This window comes from Neobacillus niacini (genome assembly GCF_031457145.1).
In the GTDB taxonomy this organism is placed as follows: Bacteria; Bacillota; Bacilli; order Bacillales; family Cytobacillaceae; genus Neobacillus; species Neobacillus niacini_J.
Genome location: NZ_JAVDVZ010000020.1, coordinates 35,846 through 52,180, shown reverse-complemented (window position 1 = coordinate 52,180; position 16,335 = coordinate 35,846). Strand labels below are relative to the sequence as shown.

Here is a 16,335-nt window from a genome sequence, read left to right as displayed (position 1 = left end):
CACACCCGTTCCCATACCGAACACGGAAGTTAAGCTTCTCAGCGCCGATGGTAGTTGGGACTTTGTCCCTGTGAGAGTAGGACGTTGCCAGGCAAACGAAACACAACCTGATTAGGGTTGTGTTTTTTTGTATTGTCACAGTGATAAGATAGGAGAATCGTTACCGTGCGGTAGCGTTTTTATCGAAAGAGTGAACGATAGCAGGAGAATCGTGCCCGTGCGGCGTCATTTTTACCGAAAGAGGGAACGATAGTCGGAGAATCATGCCCATGAGGTGTCATTTTTACCAAAAGAGGGAGCGATAGTCAGAGAATTAAACTTTGCGGTGTCATCTGATTCCCTTCAACGGTCTTTTCCTGGATAGAGGAAATCAGAATCCCTATGTGTTTACCTCAAATACGGTTTTTCATGGCTAAAGGGAATCAGAAGCTCTTTTTGATTTTCTCCCCACAAGATTTCCAAAAGATAAGGTAACCAAAACACCTCTTTGACTCCCATTCCCTCAACTTAATAACAATAAAAGTAACCAAAACTCCCTGTCCCTCCAAATACCACTAACCACTTACGCACAAAAAATAAAAAAGTACGAAGTGTTTTATAATAAATCGTTACTAGACATACACCCAAAAGCAATTACCAACATAGGATATACCGAGGGATGCCCTGAAGAGGATAATTCTAAATATTGTATACAATTGTAAAGTATCGGGAACAATAGGTGTATGGAGGTGGTGTGGTTGAGTTCATTAGCACATAGTCATTACCAGGAAACTTGCGTTATTTGTGAGAATCCAAAACCAAAAGGGATACATCTATATACTTCATTTATTTGTACAGATTGTGAAGAAGACCTAATTAAAACAGAAACACATGACCCAAAATATAAATATTACTTAAAACAACTAAAAAAAATAACAACATCTTAAATTTTCTCTTAAAAAGTCCAGTTTGGACTTTATTTTTTTTGCAAAGGGTGTGGGTTTTGTCGTTTTTTGTTAAAATAGATTAGACTCTTTGAAGGGATAAACAATGAATAAACAAAATCGAATTCCATTATATGAAGCACTATATAAACATACAAGTACCAATCCGATTTCATTTCATGTTCCAGGTCATAAAAACGGAACTATTCTCCATAAGCAAGCAAAGAATATTTTTCAAGAGTTACTTAGAATCGATACGACTGAATTGTCTGGATTAGATGATTTGCACTCTCCCGAAGGTGTAATAAAAGAGGCAGAAGAGCTCTTAGCAGATCTTTATCAGGTTGAGAAAAGTTTCTTCTTAGTTAATGGGTCTACCGTGGGTAATTTAGCCATGGTCCTCTCAGTCTGCGAAAAAGATGATATTATCCTGGTACAAAGAAATTGTCATAAGTCAGTTTTAAATGCTTTAAAACTAGCAAAAGCCCGACCTGTTTTTATAGAACCTGAGTATAACCAGGACTGGAAAACGGCGACAGGTGTTTCAAAGGAAATAGTTGAAAGAGCTATTTTTCTTTATCCCGAAGCAAAAGCTATTGTACTAACCTATCCGAACTACTATGGAATGGTGTATGATTTAAAAAGTATCATTGACCTTGCACATCTCCAACATATTCCTGTTTTAGTAGATGAGGCGCATGGTCCTCATTTTATTATTGGAGATCCATTTCCAGCCTCTGCTATCCAATTAGGGGCTGATATTGTTGTTCAATCAGCACATAAAACTCTTCCGGCCATGACAATGGGCTCTTTTTTACATATAAACAGCGGTATGATTAACAGTGATAAAGTTAAGGATTACCTGCAAATGCTTCAGTCAAGCAGCCCTTCATACGTAATCATGGCTACACTTGACCTAGCAAGAAACTATTTAGCAACCTATGCAAAAAATGATCGTGCATATTTAATAAGAGAAATAAATCAATTTAAAACAAAACTTAAGACGATTCGAAGTGTTAAAGTACTAGAGTACCCAGACTCACAAGGGGATACATTAAAAGTAACCATTCAATCAAGGTGTAAGTTAAGTGGATTTGAACTGCAAAAGAGATTTGAAGAAGCAGGGATTTTTACGGAATTAGCCGATCCTTATAATGTACTATTGATCCTGCCTTTATTGAAAGAGGGCCAAGAATATCCTTTATTTGAAGCTAGCAGAAAGATACAAGATGTATTATCAGAATTACCGTGTCATTCTATTGAGGATGAGTACCCACTTAGCACTGGAGAAATCTCTGAATTAGCGGTTCCCTATGAAAACTTGTCGAATTATGAAAAAATAGTAATACAATTTTCAGAAGCTGCAGGAAAGGTGTGTGCGGAGACGATCATACCATATCCGCCAGGTATTCCTCTTCTACTAGAGGGTGAGTTGATACTTGAGGAAAGGATAGCTCAGCTTAACCAGCTAATAAGTGCAGGGGCAAGATTTCAAGGAGGCTCATTCCTAGATAAAAACCTAATTACGATATTTAGGACAAATTAAGATTTTGGAGGTTTACTAATGATGAAGAATGGTTTTTTTATTACATTTGAAGGCCCTGATGGTGCAGGGAAGACAACTATCATTAGTATGGTTGCAAAGGAACTTAAAGGCGCTCTGCTTACAAGAGAGCCCGGTGGAATAGATATTGCCGAGCAAATAAGAAAGGTTATTTTGGATAAAGAAAATATAGCCATGGACTCTCGGACTGAGGCATTACTCTATGCAGCAGCAAGAAGACAGCACCTTGTGGAGAAAGTAAAGCCAGCCTTGGAGGATGGCAAAGTGGTATTGTGTGATCGCTTTGTCGATAGCTCGCTAGCTTATCAAGGTCATGCCCGTGGTTTGGGGATTGATGAGGTATATTCCATTAATCAATTTGCAATAGATAAAATGATGCCTGACCTCACCATTTATTTTGATATTGAACCGGAGCTGGGTTTACAACGGATTAACAAAAATAAAGGGCGAGAGGTCAATCGATTAGATTTAGAGCACCTAGATTTCCATCAAAAGGTTAGGGAAGGATATCACATGGTTTTAGAGAGATTTCCTAATCGAATTGTGAAAATAGATGCCTCTGGAGAAGTGAATGATGTTTACTCAACAACAATGGATGTTATAAAAGAATACTTATTCAAAAAAGAGCCTTCAAAATAGGCTTTTTTTTAATCTTCAGACAAATTTCAATTATCCCCACTGTCGAATATCAATGTAACAAGGACAAATACCTGTTATAATATAGGATAGATAAAAAAATGTTTTGAAGGGGTTGGTAGAGATGAAACTTATCATCGCTGTTGTTCAGGACCAGGATAGCAACAGATTATCAAAAGCATTGGTTGATAATAATTTTAGAGCAACTAAGCTGGCAACAACTGGCGGCTTTTTGAAATCTGGAAATACCACCTTTATGATTGGCACAGAGGATATTCGTGTAGATCGTGCATTGCAAATCATAAAAGAAAATTGCAAATCACGCGATCAACTAGTGGCGCCGGTTTCCCCTATGGGTGGAAATGCAGACTCCTTTGTACCATATCCTGTCGAAGTCGAGGTTGGCGGTGCAACAGTTTTCGTTCTTCCAATCGAACAATATATGCATTTTTAAATCTATATTAATGGTAAGTGAGTGATGAACTTGGTAAAAACATGGGATCAATTAAATGAGCTGCAGCCTACGGTACTAAAAATGTTAAAAAACAGTTTATTGAAAAAGCGAGTGGCCCATGCCTATTTACTTGAGGGAATCAGAGGGACTGGTAAGAAAGAAATCGCTTTATTAATCACCAAGGCTTTATTTTGTGATTCACTACTAGAAGGCTATAAACCATGTGAGTCCTGTAATAATTGCAGAAGAATTAATAGCGGTAATCATCCAGATGTCCATAAAGTTGAGCCTGATGGGTTATCAATAAAAAAGCAACAAATTCAAGACCTCCAGGAGGAGTTCTCAAAGAAAGGCGTAGAATCATTAAGAAAGGTGTATATGATTAGTGACGCTGATAAAATGAGTGTGAGTGCGGCAAATAGTTTGCTAAAGTTTCTGGAGGAACCAAGCTCACAAACTACAGCCTTTCTATTATCGGAGCAGCCTCAACAGCTATTACCGACCATTCTATCACGCTGCCAAATATTATCATTTAAACCATTATCTCCACAGGCAATGATTCAACAGTTAACTGAGAATGGTGTTAATCCAATGAACGCACCATTATTAGCGCAGTTGACGAATAGCATGGATGAAGCTTATGAGTTAAATGGGGATGATTGGTTTGCACAAGCCCAAAAGATAGTGGTAAAATTATATGAGGTGTTGAAAAGGGGTCCATTAGAAGCAATGGTAACTCTTCAAGGGGATTGGTTCTCGCACTTTAAAGAGAAAGAACAGATTAATCGTGGTTTAGATCTTTTACTTCTTATTTTTAAGGATTTATTATATATACAATTAGATAAACAGGAGCAAATCGTCTTTAAAGCTGAAAGTGACCGGTTAAGACAATATGCTCTTGAAACATCCGGACGGCGGTTGTCTGATCAAATGTCGGCTATTCTCGAGGCAAAAAGGAAGCTGTCGGCGAATATGAACCCGCAGCTAATGATGGAAGAGCTTGTGTTAAATTTGCAGGAGGGATCTTCATTTGTATGATGTTGTAGGAGTACGCTTTAAAAAAGCGGGAAAAATCTATTATTTTGATCCTGGAGACCTCTCAATTGAAAAAGATGACTTTGTGATTGTCGAAACAGTACGCGGGGTTGAATACGGAAAGGCTGTCGTTCCGCGTAAACAGGTGGAGGATCATGATGTCGTCCTGCCATTAAAAAAGGTAGTGAGAATTGCAGATCATAAGGATCGAATGATCGTTGAAGAAAATAAACAAGCTGCCCAGGAAGCATATGATGTTTGCAATGAAAAAGTAAATGGACATCAACTAGATATGAAACTAGTGGATGTTGAATATACATTTGACCGAAATAAAGTGATCTTCTATTTTACTGCTGACGGAAGAGTAGATTTTCGTGAGTTAGTAAAAGATTTAGCAGCCATTTTTCGGACAAGAATTGAATTACGCCAAATCGGTGTCAGGGACGAAGCAAAAATGCTTGGGGGAATAGGTCCGTGTGGAAGAATGCTGTGTTGTTCCACATTTTTAGGTGACTTTGACCCTGTGTCTATTAAGATGGCAAAGGATCAGAATCTCTCATTAAATCCGACTAAGATATCCGGTTTATGCGGCAGGCTTATGTGCTGTTTAAAATATGAAAATGATGAGTATGAGGCTGCAAAGGAAGAACTGCCTGATTTAGGAGAAATCATTCAAACTCCTCAAGGTCGAGGAAAAGTGGTAGGATTAAATTTATTAGAGCGGGTACTTCAGGTGGAACTAAAGGAACAAGATCGAGTTCTGGAGTATACATTAGATGAAATCATTAAAGAAGGTGCCTTTTCTATACAATCCACAGATTAAGAGGTGTGCGACGTGGATAAAAAAGAGATATTTGAATCAGTAAGTAATATGGAAACACAAATTGGCCATCTTTACCAACAACTCGGGGAATTAAAGCAGCATTTAGCCGAAATACTAGAAGAGAATCATTATTTAAAGCTTGAAAATGATCATCTTAGACGCCGTTTAGATGTAACCACGGAAAAAGATAAGAAAGATGAGAAGGTTAAAAAAGAGACAACCTCTCGTGTATCTACTGGAGATCGAACTTTAGATATCGGAGAAGGCTATGATAATCTTGCTCGTCTATACCAAGAAGGATTTCATATTTGCAACCTTCATTTTGGAAGTTTACGTAAGGAAGGCGATTGCTTATTTTGCCTCTCCTTTCTTAATAAGAAATAACTCGCAAAGAGGTTGACTTAGGTCAGCCTCCATTTTTTTACATAGGTTGTTTTCGTAAAGATTGTTGTTAAAATCTTAAAGCCGATTTTAACGTGGAAATAGTAATTTTGCGCTTTAGAATTTAGTTTGCAAGCTCTTTTCTTATTAAATTTTGTTTTAAAAAGCAACAAAGTTTAAGAAAAGAGCCTTTACATATTATTGGGGTGGATTAATGTGGATATTTTAAAGGATGATGAACGGCTTGACTATTTGCTTGCTGAAAATTTAAGAATTATCCAAAGTCCTTCGGTTTTTGCTTTCTCGCTTGATGCAGTTTTACTAGCTCGATTTGTATATGTGCCTATTCAAAAAGGAAACATCATCGATCTTTGCAGTGGGAATGGAGTTATTCCCTTATTTTTAAGTGCCCGTACAAAGGGGAAGATTATTGGTGTTGAGATACAGGAGAGACTTTATGATATGGCAGTGAGAAGTATCCAATATAATACACTTCAAGACCGCCTTCAAATGATTCATGGAGATATTAAGGAAATCCCACAGCAGTTAGGACATGGGAAATTCGATGTAGTTACCTGTAATCCTCCTTATTTTACTACCCCTTCGAAGGATGAAATGAATCCAAATGAGCACCTAGCCATAGCCCGTCACGAGATACTCTGTACACTAGAAGATGCGGTAAAGGCCTCAAGTCAATTAGTTAAGCAAGGTGGGAAGGTAGCCTTCGTCCATCGTCCAGGGAGGTTAATGGATATCATTTCTGCAATGCGGCATTATCGCCTTGAACCTAAGCGCATTCAGTTCGTGTATCCAAAGCATGGGAAGGAAGCAAATACTTTACTAGTTGAAGCAATAAAAGATGGCAGTCCGGATCTAAAAATACTTCCCCCTTTGTTTGTTTATAATGAAGAGGGAGAATACACAGCGGAGATTAGAAAGATTTTATATGGAGAATAGGGTGGTTATGATGTGGCAGCAAAAAAGCTTTGAGAATGAAGCGCAAAAAGGAATTCTTTATCTTGTACCGACTCCAATTGGAAATCTTGAAGACATGAGTTTTCGTGCTATTCGGATCCTAAAAGAAGCAGATCTAATTGCAGCAGAAGATACAAGAAATACAAAAAAGCTATGCAATTACTTTGAAATTCAAACGCCTGTTGTCAGCTATCATGAGCATAATAAAGAATCGAGCGGAGAGAAGCTCATTCATAAGATTAAGGATGGCCTGAAAATTGCTTTAGTGAGTGATGCAGGCATGCCAGCCATCTCAGACCCAGGATATGAGCTTGTTTTGGCTGCAATAGCTGAGAAAGTCACAGTAGTTCCATTACCAGGAGCAAATGCAGCGCTCCCGGCATTAATTGCTTCAGGGCTTTCTTGTCAGCCTTTCTATTTTTATGGTTTCTTGAACCGAAGTAAAAAGGAAAAGAAAACAGAGTTAGAAGGATTAAAGAAACAAACAGGAACTCTAATTTTTTACGAATCACCACATCGACTTAAAGAAACCTTATCAAGCATGCATGAAATATTGGGTAATCGGCAGGCAGCAATTTGCCGGGAATTGACAAAAAAGTTTGAGGAATTTATTAGAGGAAGTTTAGAAGAAATAATCGGGTGGGCGAATCAGGATGAAATTCGCGGTGAGTTTTGTTTAATCATTGAGGGTGCAGATGAAGGCAAACTAAAGGAAGAAGAAATAAGCTGGTGGGACAACTTATCGATTGAAGAGCATGTAAATCACTACATAAGTGTTAAAGATATCCCTTCAAAAGAGGCAATCAAGCAAACGGCCAAAGACCGAGGTATAAACAAACGTGAGGTGTATCAGGCCTACCATATTGATAAATAGGCCATAATAAAAGCTTCTCCCTTTTTAGGAGAAGCTTAGTCTATATTATTTTACTAATTCAAATTGATTTTGGATTTCTTTTACTAACTGTTCTGCACCTTCGCGGCTAAGGATTAGTTTTCCGCCAGCAAGTGCTAAGTTATCATCTGATACTTCACCAGTTACTTGGCAAGTCATATTAGGTTTGTATTTTTTTAAGATAATGCGCTCGTCATCAACGTAAATTTCAAGTGCATCCTTCTCAGCAATACCAAGTGTTCTTCTTAATTCGATTGGAATAACCACACGACCTAATTCGTCAACTTTACGGACAATACCTGTAGATTTCATTTTTACTAGCTCCTCTCGTTTTAAAACCTATTAATTTATTTCTCTATCTATTCGTCAATATTCGACATAATTTTTATAAACTAATAATACCAGTCATTCCATTTTCCGTCAATTACTTTATAGTAAAAACAAATTGGAAAAATTATCATTTTATCAAATTGTTGATATATCAGCAAGTGATGAATTTCCATTCAGTTTAAACGGATTTTTAATATTATTGTAGAGGTAGAATGGCATAGTTAGTATAAAAAAAAATTCGACAAAATACTACAATTTGCAACTGTATTATTAGTAAAAAATTCGACAGAGATATATACTTTTATGGGGGGAATTGTAAAAAAAATAAATTATATTTATTGTTTATATTTGGGTTTGTTGCACAAATACTGATTTTTGGGTATATTTTGATGATAGAAGAGGATAAAAAAAGGCAATAATGATTTAATAGAGGGCTGTTTTCAAAAGATTATTGTTAAAAACTTAAAGCCGATTTTAACGAGAAAATAGTTATTTTGAGCTTTAGAATTTAGTTTGCAGGCTCTTTTCTTATTTAATTTTGCTCCAAAAAGCAATAAGGTTTAAGAAAAGAGCCTAATAGATAAGTCGATTTGCCTAAATTAGGAGGGTATCAAATGCAGGAAAAATTAAAAACTTTTTATCTCACTACCCCGATTTATTATCCAAGCGGGAATTTACATATTGGCCATGCTTATACAACAGTGGCAGGAGATGCTATGGCACGCTATAAAAGGATGCGCGGCTTTGATGTAATGTATCTTACGGGAACAGACGAGCACGGACAAAAAATCCAGCGTAAAGCAGAGGAAAAGGGAATCTCTCCACAGCAATATGTTGATGAAATCGTTGATGGTATTAAGGATCTATGGAAAAAGCTTGATATCTCCTATGATGACTTTATTCGGACAACTGAGGAAAGGCATAAACAGGTAGTTGAAAAAATCTTTGCTAGACTGCTTGAACAAGGAGATATTTACCTTGATAAGTATGAAGGCTGGTACTGTACACCATGTGAATCCTTTTATACGGATCGCCAATTAGTTAACGGGAATTGCCCAGATTGCGGCAGACCCGTTGAAATCGTGAAAGAAGAATCCTACTTTTTCAAAATGAGTAAGTATGTTGATCGTCTATTGCAATACTATGAAGAAAACCCTGAGTTCATCCAACCAGAATCACGAAAAAATGAAATGATTAATAATTTCATTAAACCTGGCTTAGAGGATTTAGCTGTTTCAAGAACTACCTTTGATTGGGGCGTAAAAGTACCGGGTAATCCAAAGCATGTTATCTATGTTTGGATAGATGCGTTATCTAACTACATTACAGCACTCGGTTATGGAACTGAAAATGATAGTAAATATTTAAACTATTGGCCTGCAGATGTTCATCTTGTAGGAAAGGAAATCGTCCGTTTTCACACAATCTATTGGCCAATCATGTTAATGGCACTTGATCTTCCGCTGCCTAAAAAGGTATTTGCCCATGGATGGCTATTAATGAAGGACGGGAAAATGTCTAAGTCAAAGGGAAATGTTGTTGATCCTGTCACATTGATTGATCGGTATGGACTCGACGCGCTTCGCTATTATCTATTAAGAGAAGTGCCATTTGGTGCCGATGGAGTGTTTACACCAGAAGGTTTTGTTGAAAGAATTAACTTTGATTTAGCGAATGATCTTGGCAATCTGTTAAACCGGACAGTAGCGATGATCGAGAAATATACTGATGGTGTCATTCCTGCTTATTCTGGCTCTACGGGAGAATTTGATGAGGCATTACTTCAAGTCAATCGTGAAACGGTTTCTAAATATGAAGAAGCAATGGAGAAAATGGAGTTTTCCGTTGCATTAACATCGATTTGGCAATTAGTGAGTCGGACCAATAAATATATTGATGAAACACAGCCATGGACATTGGCAAAATCAGCAGAACGAAAAGATGAATTGGCAAGTGTAATGGTACATTTAGCTGAATCATTAAGGAGAACAGCTATTCTTCTCCAGCCTTTCTTAACAGTTACGCCGAATGGTATTTTTGAGCAGCTTGGTATGAACAATGAGGAACCTAAAACATGGGATTGTTTAGCTGACTTCGGTTCTATTCCTAATGGAACTAAGGTTTCAAAAGGAAATCCTTTGTTCCCGAGACTTGAAATTGCAGATGAAGTCGAATTTATTCGGGGGAAAATGGGAGGTTCAACTCCTGAGGTTGAGGAGAAGAAAGAAGAAAAGCCTGAAGTTATTGATGAAATTGGAATTGATGATTTCATGAAAATTGATTTACGTGTGGCTGAAGTGATTCAAGCTGAGCCAATTAAAAAGGCTGATAAGCTGTTGAAACTTCAGTTGGATTTAGGATATGAGAAACGTCAAGTGGTTTCAGGTATTGCCCAATATTATAAACCTGAGGATTTAGTGGGAAGAAAGGTCATTTGTATTACGAACCTAAAACCAGTAAAACTTCGTGGTGAACTGTCTCAGGGAATGATTTTGGCTGGTTCAAAAGATGGAGCCTTATCACTAGCAACAGTTGATCAAACATTGCCTAACGGTTCTAGGGTAAAGTAAAATTTTTGAAATGGAAATGTTCCACGTGAAACAAAATTCGTGGCATTTCCATTTTTTCTTTATACGTTCGACAGGGAATAGTGATAAAGGCTGTTTTCTCAAAGAGTGTTGTTAAAATCTTAAAGCCGATTTTAACGTGGAAATATCTATTTTGCGCTTTAGAATTTAGTTTGCTAGCTCTTTTCTTTATTAAGCTTTTTCTGCTTTCTGTTGAAATTTAGCAAAATCATTAATTTTTATTCTAAAAAGCAACAAAGTATAAGAAAAGAGCCTTGATAAAAATCTACTAAGGAGGTCGATTTATGTTATTCGATACACATGTTCATTTAAATGCGGAACAATACGAGGAAGACTTAGAAGAAGTTATTTCTAGGGCCCAGGATGCGGGCGTATCACATATGGTATGTGTGGGCTTTGACAGACCAACCATTCAAAAAGCAATGGAACTTGCGGAAAGATATGACTTTATTTATGCATGCGTGGGTTGGCACCCTGTGGATGCGATTGATATGAAAGATGAAGATTTGCTTTGGATTGAGGAATTAGCTGCCCATCCGAAAGTAGTGGCAATAGGGGAAATGGGATTAGATTACCATTGGGACAAGTCTCCAAAGGAAATCCAAAAAGAGGTGTTTCGTAAACAGATCCGATTAGCCAAAAAAGTAAAACTTCCTATCGTCATACATAATCGGGAAGCAACAGCTGATATTGTAGAGATATTAAAGGAAGAGGGGGCTGCAGAGGTTGGAGGAATTATGCATTGTTTTAGCGGAAGTCCAGAGGTTGCTATAGAATGTCTAAAAATGAATTTTTACATTTCACTTGGTGGTCCTGTAACGTTCAAAAATGCCAAAAAACCCAAAGAAGTGGCATCTGTTGTTCCGTTAGAAAAATTGCTGATTGAAACAGACTGTCCCTATTTAGCTCCTCATCCTTATCGTGGAAAACGCAATGAACCGGGGTATGTAAAGCTTGTTGCCGAGCAAATAGCTGAAATTAAAGGCATATCTTTTGAGGAAGTTGCAGCCGTTACTACTGTGAATGCTAAAAAATTATTCGACATAAACTGATAGACAAGCATGTCGAAGATTATAGAAGCTTGTCCTAATTTTTTACTATAACTTAAAGTTCTACACGTCTCCTTTTCCTCATAGGATAAACGTGTCGAGAAGTTTTCCTTTGCAAATTTCCCAACTATAGGCATAATAGGAAATACGTTCACACAAATGCAAGGGTTGACAGCCGACAGCATGTTTCTCAATAATCTCTCCGAGAGAAGGAGGCGTTTTTCATCGTATTCAAAAACATGAAAAACCTGTTTTCCGAGTCTTTGAGTATGAAAAGGTTGGCGATCATTTTTGCTAGTTTTGTAGTTTTAGCAGCAACTCTGGGTTTTTCATATTATGAAGGATCAAAGAAAACGCTAGCATTGACTCTTGACGGACAGCAAAAAGAAATAAAAACACATGCCGAAACGGTAAAGGATTTATTCGCTGAACTTGGAATACCAGTAACCTCAAAAGACTACTTGTCACCTTCAGCTAATGCTAAGGTGAAAGACAATCAAAAGATTGTCTGGAAGCAAGCAAAACAGGTTCAAATTGTCCAAGACAACGAGAAAAAAACGATATGGACAACAGCAGGTACGGTTGCTGAGCTCCTAAAAGAGCAAAGCATTGTATTGAACGAACAAGACGAAATTACACCTAGACCGCAGGAAACGATTAAAAATAAGATGGGAATTAGCATTAAATTCGCTCTTCATCTTACACTAGTAGACGGTGGGAATGAGCAGCAGGTATGGTCCACTTCGGCTACGGTCGCTGACTTTTTAACACAACAGGGAATTAAACTTAATGAATATGACCGAGTTGAACCGTCATTATCAGGGACAGTGAAAAAGGATGATGTTATTAACATCATACGCGTAGAAAAGGTCACCGATGTAGTGGAAGAACCAGTTCACTTTGCCGTTATCACCAAGAAAGATGAGAGTTTAGAAAAAGGAAAACAAATAACTGTTAAAGAAGGTAGACAGGGGCTTGTTTCAAGAGAATATGAAGTCATCATGGAAAACGGTAAAGAAGTTTCAAGAAAATTAATGGGTGAGCAGAGTCTTAGAGAGAAACTCGATAAAGTTGTGGCTGTCGGAACGAAGGAATTAGATTTTCAAGTATCCCGTGGAGCAGAAACTGGAACAGAGTTATATGTTAATACTACTGCCTATACAGCATATTGTAACGGTTGTTCAGGGACAACAGCAACGGGATTTGATTTACGTGCTAATCCAGCGGCAAAAGTAATTGCTGTTGACCCACGTGTTATTCCGCTAGGAACGAAAGTTTATGTGGAAGGCTATGGCTATGCTGTAGCGTCTGATACAGGCGGCGCCATTAAGGGACACAAAATTGATGTTTTCTTTCCAACAAAAGCGGAGGCATTCCGCTGGGGAGTCAGAAAGGTCAAGATTAAAATTCTAGAATAAGCTTATCGGTGCAGAGGTATTAAAGCCTCTGCATTTTGCTTTTTCTCTAATTTTCATTATACTTACATGGAAATCAATAGGTTATTTACTAAATGATATGAATGTATTTGTTAATATAGACGAAGGACATTACAAAAATGTTTCAATTATTTTTCAATTTATTTATCATTTAAGTACGGAGGAAATAATGAGGATTAAGGAATTTATTGTAGTTGAAGGAAAAGATGATACAACCGCGATTAAACGGGCTGTAAATGCGGATACCATTGAGACAAATGGTTCTGCTATCAATCAAGAAACCATTGAGAAAATTAAAAGGGCACAAGAATCGAGAGGGGTCATTATCTTTACCGATCCTGATTATCCAGGGGAAAAGATAAGAAAAACGATAGCTGAAAAAGTACCTGGCGCCAAACATGCCTTCTTACCCAAAGAAGCTGCTATCGCTAAAAATGGCAAAGGTCTTGGTGTGGAACATGCTCAAATAGAGGCAATTAGGAACGCATTAAGAGACGCACAGATTATGTCAGAGGCGATTAAAGAGGAAATTACACAAGAGGATTTAATTACAGCAGGACTTATCGGTGGATCCGGCTCAAAAGAACGACGAATATTGTTGGGAAAAATTTTAAAAATTGGTTATACCAATGGTAAACAACTTCATAAAAGGTTAATGATGTTCCAAATCAGCAGGCAGGAATTTGCAGAAGCACTTGCAGTTGTAGTACAGGAGGAAAGAAATGAATAAAGACATTGCTACCCCAACACGAACAAGGGCGATACTTGAAAAATACGGTTTTTCTTTTAAGAAAAGCCTGGGTCAAAACTTTTTAATTGATACAAATATCTTACATAGAATTGTTGATTTTGCAGAAATGGGCGAAACTACAGGGGCAATTGAAATTGGTCCTGGTATTGGTGCTTTGACTGAACAACTTGCCCGCAGGAGTAAAAAGGTCGTTGCTTTTGAAATCGATCAAAGATTATTGCCGATTCTGTCGGATACTCTTTCACCATATGAAAATGTAAAAATTATTCATAAGGATATCCTCGAGGCAGATGTTCAGGAAGTCATCGATACGGAATTTACAAATATTAATGATATTATGGTTGTCGCGAATTTGCCCTATTACGTGACTACTCCAATTATTATGAAGCTTTTAGAGGAACAAATACCAATTAGAGGTATCGTGTGTATGCTCCAAAAAGAGGTCGCAGATCGTATTTCAGCGAAGCCAGGTACAAAGGAGTACGGATCTCTTTCTATAGCTGTACAGTACTATACAAAGGCTGAGACGGTTATGATTGTCCCGAAAACAGTTTTTGTACCACAGCCTAATGTAGATTCAGCGGTAATCCGATTAACTAGAAGGGAAAAGCCGGCAGTCATCGTAAAAGATGAAAAGTTCTTTTTCCAAGTAACTAGAGCGAGTTTTGCTCAAAGAAGAAAGACATTACTGAATAATTTAACTAGTCAACTTCCGGATGGGAAACAAAAGAAAGAGGATATTCTAAATGCACTAAACGCAGCCAAAATTGAGCCAACCAGAAGAGGGGAAACTCTTTCCGTTGAAGAATTTGGACTTCTGAGCGACGAATTGCTTAACTATTTTCAATAGACCTTTATGGTCTATTTTTTTTGACTCAAACTCTGTTCATTCACAAAGGCTCTTTTCTTAAACTTTGTTGCCTTTTGGAACAGAATTTAATGATTGTGCTTTGTTTCCGCTGAAAAAGGCATAAATTTAATAAGAAAAGAGCCTGCAAACTAAATTCGTAAGCTCAACAACAATCATTACGAAAACAGCCTTCACAAAGACATGTGTAGTTGCATAGCCTATCAAAGAGAAACTTTATTGGAAGGCCTATATGCTGGTCTAATTGGAGTGACGGCAGTGGAAATAAAAATGATGGATATTGTCGGCAGACGATCCTATAAATGTGATATTCTATTCCGAGTTATTGATATACAAGTACTAAATGGCCAGAAATTTGCAATCCTATATGGGGAAGATTTTCGCTTAGTGGCAGACGCACCTTACGAGGATTTAGTGGTTGTTAACAAAAACGTAAGGTCCAAAATACTACAAGAATACAAAAACCTTGAAGAACAATCCCTTCGGCTATTTGCACAGGACATTGATTTAATAAAGCAAAGGCAGGATTATGAAGCGACAGGCGGTTATGTGCAGCCAGCCAATTATTTTCAAATGCCAGGGAAGGTTCTACACCTAGATGGGGACCCTGATTATTTACAAAAGTGCATGACTTTATATGAGAAAATTGGTATTCCAGTTTACGGTATACATTGTAACGAAAAGGAAATGCCAAATAAAATTGGCGGATTAATTGATCAATACCGTCCTGATATATTAGTCATTACTGGACATGATGCCTATTCAAAGGCGAAGGGGAAGATAACGGATATTAACGCATACCGCCACTCAAAGCACTTCGTTCAAACTGTCAAGGAAGCACGAAGGAAGATACCTCATTTAGATCAACTCGTCATTTTTGCAGGTGCTTGTCAGTCTCATTTTGAATCCTTGATACATGCAGGTGCAAATTTTGCTAGTTCCCCCTCACGAATTAATATACATGCCCTAGATCCCGTTTATATTGTTGCAAAAATCGGCTTTACACCGTTTATGGAAAGTATCAATGTTTGGGATGTTTTGCGTAACACACTAACAGGAGAAAAAGGACTGGGAGGCATTGAAACGAAAGGCGTCTTACGAACAGGAATGCCTTATAATCCTGTCCAGGATGAAGAGTCATAAGTCCTTTTGGAAAAAATAAGGGCTTATTTTTTTTATTGCACATAATACTGTCTTATTAAGGTAATCATAAGGATTGTTGAAATTTGGGAGAAAAAGTAGAGGAAAACATATTGACAACTATTTTGTCGGACTGATATAATTTTATGTTTTTATTTGACAGTACTATGTCAGTGTGATATACTTTACACAGTGAGGTGGACCGAATGCCAAAAACCTTAGCCGATATCAAAAAGGCTCTTGATTCAAATTTAGGGAAAAGATTGCTGCTCAAAGCAAACGGAGGACGTCGAAAGACAATCGAACGATCCGGTGTATTAGCCGAAACGTACCCTTCGGTTTTTGTAATCGAATTAGATCAAGAAGAGAATTCATTTGAACGAGTTTCATACAGCTATGCAGATGTTCTTACTGAAACAGTCCAAATAACCTTCTATGAAGATGCAGCAGGAAACATCGCTTTAAGTTAGAATATAGGGCAATTTTTTAG

General features: G+C 37.5%; 17 protein-coding genes and 1 rRNA gene. 17 read left to right on the top strand and 1 reads right to left on the bottom strand.

The genetic code is table 11. The annotated features are described in order from the left end of the window. From rrf to rsmI, 10 genes are all read left to right on the top strand, one after another. A 5S ribosomal RNA gene (gene rrf, locus J2Y03_RS26945) occupies nucleotides 1–93 on the top strand; the annotation flags it as partial. Nucleotides 94–722: 629 nt separating this feature from the next. Beyond that, nucleotides 723–926, top strand: a complete 204-nt coding sequence (locus J2Y03_RS26940) for a sigma factor G inhibitor Gin (RefSeq protein ID WP_132097050.1) — start codon at nucleotides 723–725, stop codon at nucleotides 924–926. 103 nt (nucleotides 927–1,029) lie between these two features. After that, complete coding sequence (locus J2Y03_RS26935) at nucleotides 1,030–2,469, top strand: aminotransferase class I/II-fold pyridoxal phosphate-dependent enzyme (RefSeq protein ID WP_310200168.1); 1,440 nt, start codon at nucleotides 1,030–1,032, stop codon at nucleotides 2,467–2,469. Between the two features lie 21 nt (nucleotides 2,470–2,490). After that, on the top strand, nucleotides 2,491–3,126 hold the full coding sequence (gene tmk, locus J2Y03_RS26930) for a dTMP kinase (RefSeq protein WP_310200180.1): 636 nt from the start codon (nucleotides 2,491–2,493) through the stop codon (nucleotides 3,124–3,126). Between the two features lie 121 nt (nucleotides 3,127–3,247). Beyond that, nucleotides 3,248–3,577 carry a cyclic-di-AMP receptor gene (locus J2Y03_RS26925; protein WP_132097048.1) on the top strand — a complete coding sequence of 110 codons (330 nt, stop codon included), beginning with the start codon at nucleotides 3,248–3,250 and terminating at the stop codon, nucleotides 3,575–3,577. Between the two features lie 30 nt (nucleotides 3,578–3,607). Then, nucleotides 3,608–4,615: a DNA polymerase III subunit delta' gene (holB, locus tag J2Y03_RS26920; RefSeq protein ID WP_310200165.1), complete on the top strand. Its 1,008-nt coding sequence runs from the start codon at nucleotides 3,608–3,610 to the stop codon at nucleotides 4,613–4,615. Then, nucleotides 4,608–5,435: a PSP1 domain-containing protein gene (locus J2Y03_RS26915; protein WP_132097046.1), complete on the top strand. Its 828-nt coding sequence runs from the start codon at nucleotides 4,608–4,610 to the stop codon at nucleotides 5,433–5,435. Before holB ends, J2Y03_RS26915 begins: the two co-directional genes overlap by 8 nt. Nucleotides 5,436–5,447: 12 nt before the next feature. Beyond that, a complete protein-coding gene (gene yabA, locus J2Y03_RS26910; RefSeq protein ID WP_310200162.1) occupies nucleotides 5,448–5,819 on the top strand; it encodes a DNA replication initiation control protein YabA in 372 nt (123 codons plus the stop codon). Nucleotides 5,820–6,038: 219 nt separating this feature from the next. Next, nucleotides 6,039–6,773: a tRNA1(Val) (adenine(37)-N6)-methyltransferase gene (locus J2Y03_RS26905; RefSeq protein WP_396954274.1), complete on the top strand. Its 735-nt coding sequence runs from the start codon at nucleotides 6,039–6,041 to the stop codon at nucleotides 6,771–6,773. A 10-nt stretch (nucleotides 6,774–6,783) separates the two neighbouring features. Then, nucleotides 6,784–7,665, top strand: coding sequence for a 16S rRNA (cytidine(1402)-2'-O)-methyltransferase (rsmI, locus tag J2Y03_RS26900; protein ID WP_310200178.1), 882 nt, complete (start codon nucleotides 6,784–6,786; stop codon nucleotides 7,663–7,665). Between the two features lie 45 nt (nucleotides 7,666–7,710). On the opposite strand, the gene J2Y03_RS26895 is transcribed toward rsmI, so the two are convergent. Then, entirely contained in the window at nucleotides 7,711–7,995 is a 285-nt protein-coding gene (locus tag J2Y03_RS26895) for an AbrB/MazE/SpoVT family DNA-binding domain-containing protein (protein WP_132097043.1), read from the bottom strand. Nucleotides 7,996–8,627: 632 nt separating this feature from the next. Here J2Y03_RS26895 and metG point away from each other — a divergent pair. From metG to veg, 7 genes are all read left to right on the top strand, one after another. Then, nucleotides 8,628–10,583, top strand: coding sequence for a methionine--tRNA ligase (metG, locus tag J2Y03_RS26890; RefSeq protein WP_310200158.1), 1,956 nt, complete (start codon nucleotides 8,628–8,630; stop codon nucleotides 10,581–10,583). A gap of 302 nt (nucleotides 10,584–10,885) precedes the next feature. Beyond that, nucleotides 10,886–11,653 carry a TatD family hydrolase gene (locus J2Y03_RS26885; protein WP_310200156.1) on the top strand — a complete coding sequence of 256 codons (768 nt, stop codon included), beginning with the start codon at nucleotides 10,886–10,888 and terminating at the stop codon, nucleotides 11,651–11,653. A gap of 236 nt (nucleotides 11,654–11,889) precedes the next feature. Continuing rightward, nucleotides 11,890–13,068 carry a ubiquitin-like domain-containing protein gene (locus J2Y03_RS26880; RefSeq protein ID WP_310200153.1) on the top strand — a complete coding sequence of 393 codons (1,179 nt, stop codon included), beginning with the start codon at nucleotides 11,890–11,892 and terminating at the stop codon, nucleotides 13,066–13,068. A gap of 187 nt (nucleotides 13,069–13,255) precedes the next feature. After that, a complete protein-coding gene (gene rnmV, locus J2Y03_RS26875) occupies nucleotides 13,256–13,816 on the top strand; it encodes a ribonuclease M5 (protein ID WP_310200151.1) in 561 nt (186 codons plus the stop codon). After that, on the top strand, nucleotides 13,809–14,687 hold the full coding sequence (gene rsmA, locus J2Y03_RS26870) for a 16S rRNA (adenine(1518)-N(6)/adenine(1519)-N(6))-dimethyltransferase RsmA (RefSeq protein ID WP_310200149.1): 879 nt from the start codon (nucleotides 13,809–13,811) through the stop codon (nucleotides 14,685–14,687). Before rnmV ends, rsmA begins: the two co-directional genes overlap by 8 nt. A gap of 276 nt (nucleotides 14,688–14,963) precedes the next feature. Continuing rightward, on the top strand, nucleotides 14,964–15,848 hold the full coding sequence (yabG, locus tag J2Y03_RS26865) for a sporulation peptidase YabG (protein ID WP_310200148.1): 885 nt from the start codon (nucleotides 14,964–14,966) through the stop codon (nucleotides 15,846–15,848). Between the two features lie 203 nt (nucleotides 15,849–16,051). After that, nucleotides 16,052–16,315: a biofilm formation stimulator Veg gene (gene veg, locus J2Y03_RS26860; RefSeq protein WP_132097037.1), complete on the top strand. Its 264-nt coding sequence runs from the start codon at nucleotides 16,052–16,054 to the stop codon at nucleotides 16,313–16,315. The last annotated feature ends 20 nt before the right edge of the window (nucleotides 16,316–16,335 follow it).